We start from the raw sequence: 13,099 nt of genomic DNA on the forward strand, positions 1-13,099 counted from the left end.
ACACTTTTTGCTCCTTAGCCCCCACTGTTCACAGTGAAGGCCGAAGATCGCAAAAATCCCGAGACTGTGCTGAAGAAGCGGTGTCTCGGGATTGAAAGTTGTGCCCGGGGCGGGACTTGAACCCGCACGTCCTATAAGGACACTGGCACCTGAAGCCAGCGCGTCTGCCAATTCCGCCACCCGGGCAGGGTATTGAATGTCTTGGCGACTAGATAAAGATAGCACGCTCACACAAACTAATGACAAATCCGCTGGCAAATGCAAAATATCTGGGTATTGCTGCCCGGAAATACTGGGAACTTCACCTATGAAGGCTACGTTTGAACTAGGTATAGCCCTTATAATGATCGCTGCTATGGGAAAGGAGGACAGTTCGTGGCACTTTTAGAAAAGCTGGCGAGGCTGGATTCCGCAATGCAGCGCGGCCTAGATAACGGCATGGCCTATGTCTTTGGCGGCAAGGTTGTCCCCGAGGAAATCGAGGAACTCCTCAAGCAGGAGGCCCAGGACAACTTGGCGCGCGGCGAGGATGACAATCTTTATAGCCCCAACGTCATTACCGTGGGAGTATCCTCAAAGGACTTGGAGAATCTCTCCCAGAACCGCGAGCTGCCTTCCGATTTCGCCGATCAGTTCAGCCGCTTTGTTCGCAACAGCGGCTGGTCCTTGGCTGGGCCCGTCATCATCCGTATCGCGGAGGAATCAGGACTACGCACCGGCCAGCTTCGAGTGTCCTCCTTCATCGATCATGAACCCACCGAAGAAACTGGATTCGACGCAATTTTCCACGAAGAAGAAGGTCAGGAGGACCACATGACCCAGTCCCAGCCGCACAACCATACGGCCGCGGAGGCTGCCACCACCACGTTCATTGCGCCCGAGAAGCAGCCCGCACCGGAGGTGTCCGGGCCCGCTGTTAACCTCATGTTGCAGGACGGATCCTCGCGCGTTTACCACGTGCAAGAGGGTTCAAATATTATTGGACGCAGCAATGATGCAGATCTACGCCTGCCGGACACGGGAGTGTCAAGGCAGCACGCAGAGATCACCTGGGACGGCCATGACGCTGTCTTGGTTGACCTGCAATCAACCAATGGCACTACCGTTAATGACACACCTATAGAGAACTGGCTCCTCGCTGATGGCGACGTCATCACGGTGGGTCACTCGCACATCGAGGTCCGCATCACGGGCGTCGATTCGCAGAAATACTAATAGAAGAAACTATTGAGGAAGGGTGGGGTCTCGCCATGGATTCGGCCGTGCTGCTCGCATTAAGAATTGGTCTGCTGGCACTCTTGTGGCTTTTTATCCTGGTGGCCTTGAACGTTATGCGCCGGGACACCAACCAAGCCGCCGGCGCCTCGCAGACCATGTCGCCGGGGTCGGCCTTTAAGGCACCGCGGCGTCGGGAAGCGGCGAAGCAGATATCGATCGCGGAAGGCCCGCTCAAGGGCTCCCACATGGAACTGGGCACGCTCGAAGAATGCACCATGGGCCGCGCGCCTGACTGTGACTTCGTCACCGGAGATGATTACTCCTCCGGCCACCATGCACGCCTCTTCCGCCGGGGCAGCGAATGGTTCGTTGAGGACCTAGAATCACGCAACGGCACCTTTGTGGATGGCGTGCGCATTGACCAACCTGAGCGCGTCGGGGTCGGCTCCGACATCAAACTGGGACGCACAACCGTGAGGTTAATGGCATGACCTACAGTTTAAAATTCACCGCGGCCTCCGATAGGGGCCTCGTCCGCGACAACAATGAGGACTCGGCCTATGCCGGCCCGCACCTACTGATCCTCGCCGACGGCATGGGCGGCCACGCCGCGGGCGAAGTTGCCTCGCAACTCATGGTCACCCACCTCGAGCACNNGAGGGCATGGGCACCACGCTGACCGCCCTGATGTTCAACGGCAAGGAATTCGGCGTATGCCACGTCGGGGACTCCCGGGGATACCGCCTGCGTGACGGCAAGTTGCAGCAGATCACCAAGGATGACACCTACGTGCAATCCCTCGTTGATGAGGGCAAGCTCGATCCGCAGGACGTCTCCTCCCACCCGCAGAAGTCACTCATCCTTAAGGCCTATACGGGGCGCTCCGTGGAGCCGACGCTCTTCATGCTTGACGCCAAGCCGGGGGATCGCATCCTGCTGTGTTCGGATGGACTCTCCGATCCTGTCACCTCCTCCACCATCGAGCTCGTTCTTTCCCAGGGCACCCTGGAAGAGGCGGCAACCAAACTCATCGAGCTGGCCTTGCGCTCGGGCGGTCCGGATAATGTCACCATCGTCCTCGCCGAAATCGTCGACGGCGCAGGAACCACCTCCGCCGTCACCGCCGGTGCCCTCGCCGGGGAAGCCCCCGAACCTACGCACCCGGATTCCGCCGCCAGCCGCGCCGCCAAGCTCACGCGTCGCCCGCAGGTCATCCCTCCAGCCACGCAAGTCAGCGAGGAACCTGTGGAAGATGAACAGGATGCGGAAGAAAAACCTGACAAGACTCGGCGCCGGCGGAACCTCAACCTCTGGCGCATCATTCTTTTATTGCTCGTGATCCTCGCCTTGGTAGCTGGCGGGGGCGTGTGGGCCAAGAAGTACCTCGACAACAACTACTACGTTGCCGTGGGTGAATCCGAGGCTCTCACCATCCACAAGGGCGCGGACTTTTCGCTCTTTGGCAAGGANNTCAGAGGACTGCAGCGGTGACTACACCGCTTTCAAGGTCTCCGATCTCCCGGAGTCCGAGCGCAGCGCTGTTGCCAACTTGCCGGCGGGTTCCTATGAGGAGGTACAGACTCAACTCACGCGCTTGTCCGCCAAAGCACTGAAGGCTTGTATCACCGCGCCGAGTGATAAAGACAGCGCGGCCAACAAGGACAATGCTGAGAAAGCAGACACTGCAGAAGCGAAGGATGGTCAAGCAAACCCAAGTAACCAGGGCGAGCAAGGTGATACCGCGCTAAAGCCTGCACCAGGGGTCAATTGCCGGGAGGTACGCTCATGAAAAGGATCCTCAGCCGCGGCACAGAGCTGGGCTTATTAATCCTGGCCACCTTGGTCTTCGCCATTACCTTGGTGAGCCTGGAGCTCTCTCAGGGCAACGTATTAACGCTTGAGGTGCTCTACCTCATCGGCGGGTTCATCGGCGTTTTTGCCGTGGCCCACTTTGTGTTGTGTTTCCTCGCGCCCTATTCCGATCAGTTCATGCTGCCGATTGTCGCCGTGCTCAACGGCACCGGGCTCATCATGCTGGCCAGGCTCGATCTCACCAACGACGGAGGGCTCGCGGTACGTCAGGTGATGTGGACCATCGTCGGCATCATCTTGTTTATCCTCGTCCTCGTGGTGCTGCGGGATCACCGCTCGTTGACGCGCTATTCCTACGTGCTCGGTGCCGCAGGGCTCGTGCTGCTGGCCCTGCCGCTCGTATGGCCGCAGCCACCCGGGGTGGATGCACGCATCTGGCTGTGGCTGGGACCATTTTCCATTCAGCCGGGCGAGTTCTCCAAAATCTTGTTGATCCTCTTCTTCGCCATGCTGCTCGTACAGAAGCGCTCGCTGTTCACCGTGGCCGGCTATAAGTTCCTGGGCCTTTCCCTACCCCGCTTGCGGGACTTGGCTCCCATCCTGGTGGTGTGGGCCATCGCCATCGTCATCATGGGCGTATCCAATGACTTTGGCCCTGCCCTGCTCCTCTTCGTCACCGTTTTGGGCATGCTGTTCATCGCCACCGGGCGGGTCAGCTGGTTGATCATCGGAATCTTGCTCGTGGTCATCGGCGGCGCCGGAATCTACCAAATCTCCGACAAGATTCAGCAGCGTTTTTCCAACTTCCTCGATCCCCTTGCCAACTATGACGGTACCGGTTATCAGCTCTCCCAGGCCCTCTTCGGCCTCTCCTCGGGCGGTATAACTGGCTCGGGACTGGGCAAGGGCCACCCGGAGATCGTCCCTGTGGCGCATTCGGACTTCATTTTGGCCGCCATCGGTGAGGAGTTCGGGCTCATCGGGCTGGCTGCCGTGCTTATTCTCTTTGGCATGCTGGTCTCCCGCGGCTTCATCACCGCCCTGCGCGCCCGCGACTCCTATGGCAAGCTCGTGGCCTGCGGGCTTTCGCTGACGCTGGCGGTACAAGTCTTCGTGGTTACTGGCGGCATCTCTGCGATGCTGCCGATGACCGGTCTGACTACGCCCTTCATGTCCGCGGGTGGTTCCTCACTCATGGCAAACTACGTTTTGCTGGCTATCTTGCTCCGCATCTCTAACGCCGCACTACGTCCAGCGGAGAAACCCTCGAGCAACCTGCCGAGTGATACCTCCATGTTCCCAGCCGTCCAGGAGGCACAACGATGAACAAGTCCATCCGCCTCGTTTCGCTGTTTTCCATCATTCTCAGCGCGCTGTTGTTGATCAATCTCACCAACGTCCAGGTCTTTTCGGACCAGAAGTACGCGCAGAATCCCAAAAACATGCGCGAGTACCTGGCCATGCAGTCCACTCCGCGGGGCCAGATTTATGCCAAGGACACAGTCCTAGCGCAATCCACGGCTGATGCCGAGGGCCTGTATTCGCGTTCTTATCCCACCAACTCACCGGCCTTCTCCAATGTCACCGGCTACCTCTCCGAGCGCTTCGGGGCATCCCAGCTTGAGGCCTCCCAGAATGAGATCCTCAACGGCACGGATGATTCGCTGTTGACCCGCAACTGGCTCGATTCCCTCGCCGGCAAGCCGCCGGTCGGCGCGAATGTCGAGGCCACCATCGATCCCTACCTCCAGCAGGTGGCCTACGATCAGCTCGCGCAACCGGGCTATGACGGCGCCGCCGTGGCCATCCAGCCCTCCAGCGGCAGGATCCTCGCCATGGCCTCCACACCCGGCTACAACGTCAACGATTTGATGGGTGAGAACTCGGACGACGCCTGGGCCGGCTTGCAGCAGGCCGAAGGTTCGCCGCTTATCAATCACGCAACTCAAGACACGCTGCCCCCGGGATCGATCTTCAAGATCATCACCACAGCCGCCGCGCTCAACAACGGTTTTAACCCGGATTCCACCCTGACCGGTGCCAACGTTGTCACGCTGCCGGACACAGTCACGCAGTTGACCAACTACGGCAACGAGAAGTGCGCCGGTGCGGACTCTGTGAATCTGCGCACCGCCTTTGCCTATTCCTGCAACACCGCCTTCGTCGAGATGTCTGAGAAGTTTGGTGCGGATGAGCTGCGCAAGTACGCCAATGCCTTCGGCGTCGGCGAGTCTTATAACCTCGGCGTCGATACCTCACCGGGCAGCCTGGGAGACCTCGCGGATGGGGCCTCTACCGCTCAGTCGGCCATTGGCCAGCGCGATGTCACCATGTCTGCTCTCCAGGCTGCAGTCATGGCAGGGACCATCGCCAACGGTGGCAAGCGCATGGAACCCTTCTTGGTGGACCGCATCACGGACTCCCAAATGAATGAAGTACGCGCCACCCAACCCAAGGAGGCCACGCAGGCTGTTACGGAAGACGTCGCCGCCACGATTAAGGAGCTGATGTTTTCTTCCGAGCATTCGACCTACGCCTACGATGGCAACTCTTTCGCTTCCAAGACCGGTACCGCCGAGCACGGGGAAGGCCTACCACCACACGTGTGGTACGTAGCCTTCGATCCGGATCGGGATATCGCGGTCGGCGTCGTAGTCAAGGACGGCGGCACCTTGGGTTCCGCGGCCACCGGCGGCAGGGTCTCCGGGCCCATCGGTCGTGCCATCTTGCGCGCTTATGGAGGTGAGCAATAGTGAGTAGCCCCGACAACAAGGAACATCTGCAGGAGCTCATCGGAGATGACTACCGCCTGCAGTGGGTCATTGGGCATGGCGGAATGTCCACCGTGTGGTTGGCCGATGACACGAATAATGACCGCGAGGTCGCCATCAAGGTGCTGCGCCCCGAATTCTCCGACAATGACGAGTTCTTGAGCCGTTTCCGCAACGAAGCGGAATCGGCCGAATCCATCAGCTCTGAGAACGTCGTGGCCACCTATGACTACCGCGAGCTCGAGGACAATGGGCGCACCTTCTGCTTCATGGCCTTGGAGTATGTCCGCGGCGAATCCTTGGCCGATCTCCTCGCCCGGGAGGGCGCGTTAGCCGAACCTTTAGCGCTCGATGTCATGGAGCAGGCCGCCCACGGCCTGGCTGTTATTCACCGCATGGGCTTGGTGCACCGCGATATCAAGCCGGGCAACCTCATGATTACCCAAAATGGTCAGGTGAAGATCACCGACTTCGGCATTGCCAAGGCGGCTGCTGCCGTGCCCCTGACCAGGACCGGAATGGTCGTCGGCACCGCGCAGTATGTCTCCCCCGAGCAGGCGCAGGGCATGGATGTCACGCCAGCCTCTGACGTGTACTCGCTCGGCGTCGTGGGCTATGAAATGCTCGCAGGCAAGCGCCCCTTCACCGGCGATTCCTCGGTCTCGGTGGCCTTGGCCCATATCAGCCAGGCCCCCGAAGCTTTGTCCACGACCATCAGCGCCCCGGCGCGCGAGCTCATCGGGATTTCTCTGCGCAAGGACCCCAGCACTCGCTTCCTCGATGGCAATGAATTTGCACTCGCCATCGCCGCCGTGCGCGCAGGCAAGCGCCCTCCGCAGCCTGCCTCCGCCGCAATGAACTCGATTGCTCAGGAACCCTCGCCCACCGCATCGACGGAGATGCTCGCGAGCGTCGCTCAGCCGACCACGGTATTTCCCACCGATTCTCAGCGCGCGGTTGCGCCGGGGGCAGATACCCGGCGCGCCGATACTTCCTCCCACCGCGCCGCTCAAGCCGCGGGCGTGGGAACAGCCAGCAAAGAACATAAGAGCAGCAAGGGCAGCACCGGCAAGACCTTTGGGCTGGGCTTGCTCATCACCGCGGTGGTTGCCGCGCTGGCCGTGGGCGGCTTTGCGCTGGCCCGCATGCTCGACATTGGTGGATCCTCCGGGGAGAGTTCTACCTCTACCCCGCCTTCCTCCATCGTTGTCACCGAGTACATCGAGCCGACGACGAGACCCTCGCTTCCCCAGGAAAAGACCCCGCGCGAGGAGGTCACCGTGACTACTACCCCGCACACGCCTTCACCTAGCCCTACCAACCCCACGCGGCCCACCTCTCCGCCGCCGGAGCCGGATACCCCTACCCCGCTACCGACCCCGGATCTGCCCACCGTCACCCCTACTTCCCCGGCCACTACCCCCGGTGACCAGGGACTCAACGGAAATGCGGCCGAGGATTTTCTTAATCAAGTATTCCCCACAGGAGGTGCCTAGAGTCCATGGCTAATAACCGCTATACGCTCGGCAAGGTCATCGGATCCGGCGGCATGTCCGAGGTCTACGAGGCCGAAGACACCGTTCTAGGCCGCCAGGTCGCCGTCAAGGTACTGCGCCCCGAGATGGCGCATGACGCCAACTTCCGGGAGCGCTTCCGCCGCGAGGCCCAGAACTCAGGCAAGCTCAACCATCCCAATATCGTCTCCGTTTTTGATACCGGCGAATATGACGACAACGGTATCGCCCTGCCCTATATCGTGATGGAGCTCGTGCACGGCCGCACCCTGCGCGACATCCTGCGCGAGGGTGGTCCCCTGCCCGCCGCAGAGGCTGCGGGGATCCTCGCGTCTGTCGCCGATGCCCTGCAGTCCTCCCACGAGGCCGGCATCATTCACCGCGACGTCAAGCCCGCGAATATCATGCTGACCAATACCGGCCAGGTCAAGGTCATGGACTTCGGCATCGCCCGCGCCTTGGATGATTCCACCTCGGCGATGACGCAGACCTCCGCGGTCATTGGCACCGCCCAGTATCTTTCCCCTGAGCAGGCCCGCGGCAAACCCGCCGATGCCCGTTCCGATGTTTATGCCCTGGGCTGCGTCATGTACGAGGCCGTCACGGGCCAGGCACCCTTTGCGGGCGAGACCCCCTTTGCGGTGGCCTATCAGCACGTCCAGGAGGATCCGACACCGCCTTCAGAGCTTATCGAAGACCCCTCCTTGACCCCCACCCAGCGCGTCAACATCGATGCGGTCATCCTCACGGCCATGGCCAAGCACCCTGCCGATCGCTATCAATCCGCGTGGGAGATGGGCCAGGATCTCCAGCGGCTGGCCGCCGGGCAGGTAACGCAGGCCGCACGCCTGCACGTCCCGGAGGATTCGGCACCGGCCACGAGCGTTCTCGCTGCGGCGAACTCCCATCGCGCCCCAGTCGCCTCCACCCGTCCCAGCGAAGACGAGGATGAGGAAGAAGAGCACCGCGGCGGCTGGATGAAGTGGCTGGCCATCGCCTTGGCCGCCATTCTCGTCATTCTTGCTGGCTACTTTGCGTGGGCGCTGTGGGGCCCTGGCGGGGGTGGGCAGCAACAGTCGGACGGGACATCGACAAGCAATCCCGCAGCCGTCATCGTCCCCGAGGTTGAGAACAGGCCCCGGGCCGAAGTGGTCTCGGAGCTCGAGGGCCTGGGCCTGCTCGTCACTGTCAACGAGGAGCCCAATCCCGATATTGCGCGTGGCAATGCCATCCGCATCAATCCGGCCGCCGGTTCGGAGCTGCAGAAGAACTCTTCTGTGACCCTGACTGTGTCCTCCGGCAAGGAGACTACCGACGTCCCCGATGTCACCGGAATGACCCTCCAGGAGGCCTCGGCCGCGCTCAGTGAGGCCGGTCTGTTGCTCAATGACAACGTCAGTGAGACCAACGACGACGCCCCTGCTGGGCAGATCATCTCCCAGGATCCCGCCGGCGGCTCGCAGCTGTCCAAGGGCTCCAAGATTCGCGTCACGGTATCGAAGGGCAAGGAGACCTTCACGGTGCCGGATGTGACCGGCATGGACCGCGACCGCGCGGTATCCACCCTGGAGGAGATGCGCTTCCAAGTTAACGTGCGCATGGTCGATTCCCAGGAGCCGGAGAACCGCGTCATCTCCATGACTAACCGCGGCGAGAAGCTGGCGGCGGGCGATACCGTCACCATTGATGTCTCCAACAACCAGCTCATGACGGCCCCCAACCTCGTCCACATGAGCGAGGCCGATGCCAAGCGCGCGCTTTCCGACGCCGGGTGGAAAGGCTCCTGGACCGTCGGTGAAACAATCCCCACTGGAGCTTTGGTGGACAACAACCAGGTCGGCTGGGCCTCTGTGAATCAGGGGGCAACCATCCGCAAGAGCGATCCGGTGGAGGTGCGCCTGTGGAGGTTCGATCCCGCGGCCCTGTTATGAGCGTCTTAGCCGCTGCTAAACTCTCTTTCAGTTAAGAAACACAGTCACATATCTACGTCAGATACCTACGTCAGATATCTACATCAGATATCTACATCAACCAGAAACTAAAGGTGCTTTGATGCCAAAGGCAAAAATCACTCCCGGCTCCGGTGCTTCCCGCCCTTCCGGAACCCCCGCTAACCGCACCCCGGTCAAGATCAATTCGCAGGGTACCCCGAAGTGGTACCTCGCCATCATGCTCGGCCTGATGATCCTCGGCCTGCTGTGGCTAGTTGTGAATTACCTCGCCGGGGAGTCCATCCCCTTCATGCAGGAGCTCGGCCCCTGGAACTATGGCATCGGCTTTGGCCTGGCCATCATTGGCCTGCTCATGACTATGGGCTGGCGTTAGTTCCCGGCTAGCACCAAACTCCCACACTCACCGCAGTGCTGCTCCTTCACGGGGTCTGGCCTCGCAGGGACCATCGGTGGATGGTAGCGAGGTCAATGCTCTGAAAGGATCAGAGGGTGAAAATTCGGCGCGAGAGTGCAGAAATTAACGAGGTCCTCGACGGGCTGCAACGCATGGACCACGATGTATTCGAGGCCATCGCTTCCGCCGATAGCCCGGTACTAGACGCGGTGTTGCCGCCCCTGACTAAGGCGGCCAATTATTCCCGCCTGTGGGTGGGCCTCGCAGGCGCTATGGCTCTCACCCGCAAGTCGGCGTGGAAGAGAGCCGCCACCCGCGGTGTGATCAGCGTGGCGATAACCAGCCTCGTGGCCAATCAGGCGGCGAAGCGCTCATGGAGCCGCACGCGGCCCGGCCACGCTTCAGTGCCGCTGGCTCGCCGTATCCCGCGCTACCCCAGCTCGAGTTCTTTTCCTTCCGGCCATTCCGCCAGTGCCGCGGCCTTTGCCGCCGGCGCGGCACTGGAAAGCCCACCCCTAGGCACGGCCTTGGGTGCCGTTGCGGGCCTCGTGGGCTTTTCCCGCGTCTATACCGGCGCCCACTATCCCAGCGATGTTCTTGCCGGTTGGGGCATTGGTGCGGTGATAGCCGCCCTCGGCGCAAAGATCTTTCCCCCGGTGGCCTCTAAAGAAAAGACCCGCACTGAGCCGCTCTGGGAACAGGAGGACAAACGCCCGCAAGGCGAGGGCCTCGTCGTGGTGATTAATCCCGCCTCCGGCGGCGGGAAGGGCGATCGCATTCTCAAGCACATAAACCAGGAACTCCCCAGCGCGGAGACCATCGTGCTGCAGCCGGATGATGATGATGTGGAAGCAGTGCTTCGCGCCGCCGCGCAGGACGCCCAGGTACTCGGCATCGCTGGTGGGGATGGCACCGTTGCCACTGCCGCTGGCCAGGCTCTAGCCGCCGGTATCCCGCTCGCGGTCTTCCCCGCGGGTACGTTTAATCACTTTGCCAAGCAGATAGCCTGCCCCACTGCGGAGCAGACCATCGCCGCCGTGCGCGAAGGAACCCTGCAGCGCGTGGACGTAGTCACCCTCAACGGTGAGAAAACTCTGCTCAACACCGCGAGCATCGGTGCATATCCACGCTTTGTGGCAATCCGGGAGCGTTATGAAAAGAAGCTGGGCAGGGCCTTAGCCGCTGTCATCGCGGCATGGCAGGTTCTCAAGGAAGATGATGCCATTGAGATCCGCTACGACAACAAGACTTTGAAAGCCTCGCTCTTCTTCGTAGGCAACTCTGTCTACCGTCCCTCCGGCTTTGCGCCCGTGGACCGCGCAGAGATCGATGATGGTCTGCTCGACGTCCGCCTGCTGGAAATCGGCCGGCCTTTTTCTCGGCTGCGCTGCATGGGCTCGCTCCTGCTGGGCCGGCTGCACCGCAGCCCGCTCTACCATGAGCTGCACCGCCCGGCCTTCCGCTGCGAAGTAATCGGTGCGCCCACGCCCGTGGCCTATGACGGGGAACTCGGTGATGCACTCTCCGAATTAGATTTTCACAGCCACTATCGTGTGCTCTCCGTCTTCCGGCCACGCTGATTCGGCGGGAACAACCACGCGCAGGCGCCGAGCCACACGGCCCCGAGCAGCCATCCGGCTAGAACATCGGAGGGATGGTGCACGTTCAGCGCCACTCGGGCGATGCCAACGAGCGCGACGACTATTATCCCCGCGCCAATAACCGCCCAGCGCGCACGCGCACCCTGCCTTGATCCCAGCAGCCTCGGGCCAAGCAACCGCGAATAGGCAAGCAGCAGGGCTCCGATGACCACGAGCATGCCCAGAGCATGCCCTGAGGGAAAAGAGCTCCCGTCTGCCTCAACCAGCTGTGTGAAGGGCCTGTGCCTATCTGCCACGGCCTTCGCGCTCATGCTCAGCAGACCAGAGCCCCACACGCTCAGCGCCAAAAATGCAGCAACCCGATAGCGGTGCCGCCAGCATTCCCAGAGCACTGGCAGCACAATGAGCAAGCGCCACAGCCCCGGGGCAAAGACCGTGCTGAGCCCATCCCAGAGGGGCACCCACCAGCCGTGGCTAAGTGCTAGGGCATAGAAGTAGCCCAAGGCGCCATCATCGATCTTTTCCACCCACGGCCACTCCCGCGACCAACCTGTCCACAACAGGCCATAGAGCACCAGCGCCACAAGCCCCAGCCCGCAGCGTGATGCGGGAGGCAGCTTAATTGGAGGCCCAGCCGGCGTGGGGCTGGTTTCTTCATCTCTTGCCACTTCAGCCTCCTTGTACCCTGTCTCGACTGTGGACCTTTGGGGGGAACCAACCAGCAATCTGCACAGTCTATCTACTTCGGGCATGCCACTCCGGACTATCTTCCGCAGCAATCCACAGTGGTTACCCACCACAGATCCAGCATTGCTCTTCTCCTCTGGGGACACTGTGCACAGCATGGGAGAAAAGTTATCCACAGGCTGTGGAGAAAAGCTGTGTAATTCTTTCTCCACAGAGTTATCCCCACCCTGTGGATAACTTCTTTCACCCGTGTCCACAAGGCACTACTGATCTCCGCCTACTATAAATAGCCTGCGTGATCAGGGAAAACTCCGTTCAGGTGTTCGGTAAATTACAAAAATGTAGTTATCCACATTGTGGATAACTATTGTGGAAACTTTTCGCACACGCGTTTTGGTGAATAACACGCCCGAGTTATCCCCAAAGCCCAGCTCGAAAGGAAAGCGCCACTATCGCCACGGCTGCCACTGCACCAATGCCGAGCCCACGAATACGAGCCTGACGCGCGAAGACGAAGGGAAGCAGCACCAGCCCCGTGAATAAGCCTCCTGCATGCCCCCACAAGGAGACGTCTCCGGCGATGAAGGTATAAACCACATTGACGGCCACCAATACAATGGGGGCACGCAGATCCATCCCGCGATGGCGGTAGACACCTATCAACAGCACCATGAGGGCAAAGAGCGCACCCGAGGCGCCCACCGTGGGCGAATCAAAATCTGCCCAGAGGATTGTGGCCGCAGATCCCAGGACCGCAGTGGCATAAGCGGCCACATAGGTCGCAGTCCCTACGGCACACTCCACCTCGCGGCCAATAAACACAAGCACCACCATGTTGAGCACAAGGTGCGTGGCGTCAAGGTGAGTGAACGCAGAAGTCACTGCGGTATAGGGCGCAGAGCCAAACATAGGACCCCACAAGGTCGAGTCCAGCGCCAGTTCCGAACGATAGTAGGGAGCGTTCAGCGTGCCAGCCTGAGCCGCTGAGGCTAACCAGGCGGCGATGCAGGCTACGGCGATGACTGCTGTCGCCGGGGCCCCTTTGAGATAGTTTTTCATGTCAGTGTCCTATTCGCTCCTAAAACTACGCAGAGCCCGCAACCACTGATGTGGCGACGGGCTCTGCGAAAAGCTGGTTTAAGTGCTGAAC

Annotated in this window: 10 protein-coding genes, 1 tRNA gene and 1 pseudogene; 9 read left to right on the forward strand and 3 right to left on the reverse strand. The window is 60.8% G+C overall.

What is annotated here, in order from left to right:
• Positions 1-101: 101 nt before the first annotated feature.
• A tRNA-Leu gene (locus tag B2696_RS04965) sits at positions 102-186 on the reverse strand.
• A 189-nt stretch (positions 187-375) separates the two neighbouring features.
• Between B2696_RS04965 and B2696_RS11625 the strand changes: the two genes are divergently transcribed.
• The 9 genes and pseudogenes from B2696_RS11625 to B2696_RS05010 all read left to right on the forward strand — a co-directional run bounded on the left by B2696_RS11625 (position 376) and on the right by B2696_RS05010 (position 11,241).
• On the forward strand, positions 376-1,215 hold the full coding sequence (locus B2696_RS11625; protein WP_276623720.1) for a DUF3662 and FHA domain-containing protein: 840 nt from the start codon (positions 376-378) through the stop codon (positions 1,213-1,215).
• A gap of 35 nt (positions 1,216-1,250) precedes the next feature.
• On the forward strand, positions 1,251-1,709 hold the full coding sequence (locus B2696_RS04975) for an FHA domain-containing protein FhaB/FipA (protein ID WP_286954272.1): 459 nt from the start codon (positions 1,251-1,253) through the stop codon (positions 1,707-1,709).
• A pseudogene (locus B2696_RS04980) lies at positions 1,706-3,007 on the forward strand (PP2C family protein-serine/threonine phosphatase). Before B2696_RS04975 ends, B2696_RS04980 begins: the two are co-directional and overlap by 4 nt.
• Positions 3,004-4,356 carry an FtsW/RodA/SpoVE family cell cycle protein gene (locus B2696_RS04985; RefSeq protein ID WP_075728802.1) on the forward strand — a complete coding sequence of 451 codons (1,353 nt, stop codon included), beginning with the start codon at positions 3,004-3,006 and terminating at the stop codon, positions 4,354-4,356. Before B2696_RS04980 ends, B2696_RS04985 begins: the two are co-directional and overlap by 4 nt.
• The gene (locus B2696_RS04990; RefSeq protein ID WP_286954273.1) at positions 4,353-5,783 is read left to right on the forward strand and encodes a penicillin-binding transpeptidase domain-containing protein; all 1,431 of its coding nucleotides are present in this window, start codon (positions 4,353-4,355) and stop codon (positions 5,781-5,783) included. Before B2696_RS04985 ends, B2696_RS04990 begins: the two co-directional genes overlap by 4 nt.
• Entirely contained in the window at positions 5,783-7,297 is a 1,515-nt protein-coding gene (locus tag B2696_RS04995) for a serine/threonine-protein kinase (RefSeq protein ID WP_286954274.1), read from the forward strand. The genes B2696_RS04990 and B2696_RS04995 overlap by 1 nt, the downstream gene beginning before the upstream one ends.
• 5 nt (positions 7,298-7,302) lie before the next feature.
• A complete protein-coding gene (gene pknB, locus B2696_RS05000) occupies positions 7,303-9,246 on the forward strand; it encodes a Stk1 family PASTA domain-containing Ser/Thr kinase (RefSeq protein ID WP_276623723.1) in 1,944 nt (647 codons plus the stop codon).
• 121 nt (positions 9,247-9,367) lie between these two features.
• Positions 9,368-9,640 carry a cell division protein CrgA gene (gene crgA, locus B2696_RS05005; RefSeq protein WP_276623724.1) on the forward strand — a complete coding sequence of 91 codons (273 nt, stop codon included), beginning with the start codon at positions 9,368-9,370 and terminating at the stop codon, positions 9,638-9,640.
• A gap of 173 nt (positions 9,641-9,813) precedes the next feature.
• Positions 9,814-11,241, forward strand: a complete 1,428-nt coding sequence (locus tag B2696_RS05010) for a diacylglycerol kinase family protein (protein ID WP_286954293.1) — start codon at positions 9,814-9,816, stop codon at positions 11,239-11,241.
• Here B2696_RS05010 and B2696_RS05015 read toward each other — a convergent pair.
• Together B2696_RS05015 and B2696_RS05020 are read right to left on the reverse strand one after the other, a co-directional pair.
• Complete coding sequence (locus tag B2696_RS05015; protein ID WP_286954276.1) at positions 11,208-11,930, reverse strand: phosphatase PAP2 family protein; 723 nt, start codon at positions 11,928-11,930, stop codon at positions 11,208-11,210. The two genes, B2696_RS05010 and B2696_RS05015, sit on opposite strands and share 34 nt — an antisense overlap.
• Before the next feature lie 433 nt (positions 11,931-12,363).
• Positions 12,364-13,008: a rhomboid family intramembrane serine protease gene (locus tag B2696_RS05020; RefSeq protein ID WP_286954277.1), complete on the reverse strand. Its 645-nt coding sequence runs from the start codon at positions 13,006-13,008 to the stop codon at positions 12,364-12,366.
• Positions 13,009-13,099 lie beyond the last annotated feature (91 nt).

This window comes from Corynebacterium sp. UBA4397 (assembly GCF_002390965.1).
GTDB classification, from domain to species: Bacteria; Actinomycetota; Actinomycetes; order Mycobacteriales; family Mycobacteriaceae; genus Corynebacterium; species Corynebacterium flavescens.

Bases quoted from the DNA above. Each gene is read 5' to 3' on its own strand.
- B2696_RS04975 (WP_286954272.1), top strand. From the start codon at position 1,251: ATGGATTCGGCCGTGCTGCTCGCATTAAGAATTGGTCTGCTGGCACTC.
- B2696_RS04985 (WP_075728802.1), top strand. From the start codon at position 3,004: ATGAAAAGGATCCTCAGCCGCGGCACAGAGCTGGGCTTATTAATCCTG.
- B2696_RS04990 (WP_286954273.1), top strand. From the start codon at position 4,353: ATGAACAAGTCCATCCGCCTCGTTTCGCTGTTTTCCATCATTCTCAGC.
- pknB (WP_276623723.1), top strand. From the start codon at position 7,303: ATGGCTAATAACCGCTATACGCTCGGCAAGGTCATCGGATCCGGCGGC.
- crgA (WP_276623724.1), top strand. From the start codon at position 9,368: ATGCCAAAGGCAAAAATCACTCCCGGCTCCGGTGCTTCCCGCCCTTCC.
- B2696_RS05010 (WP_286954293.1), top strand. From the start codon at position 9,814: ATGGACCACGATGTATTCGAGGCCATCGCTTCCGCCGATAGCCCGGTA.
- B2696_RS05020 (WP_286954277.1), bottom strand. From the start codon at position 13,008: ATGAAAAACTATCTCAAAGGGGCCCCGGCGACAGCAGTCATCGCCGTA.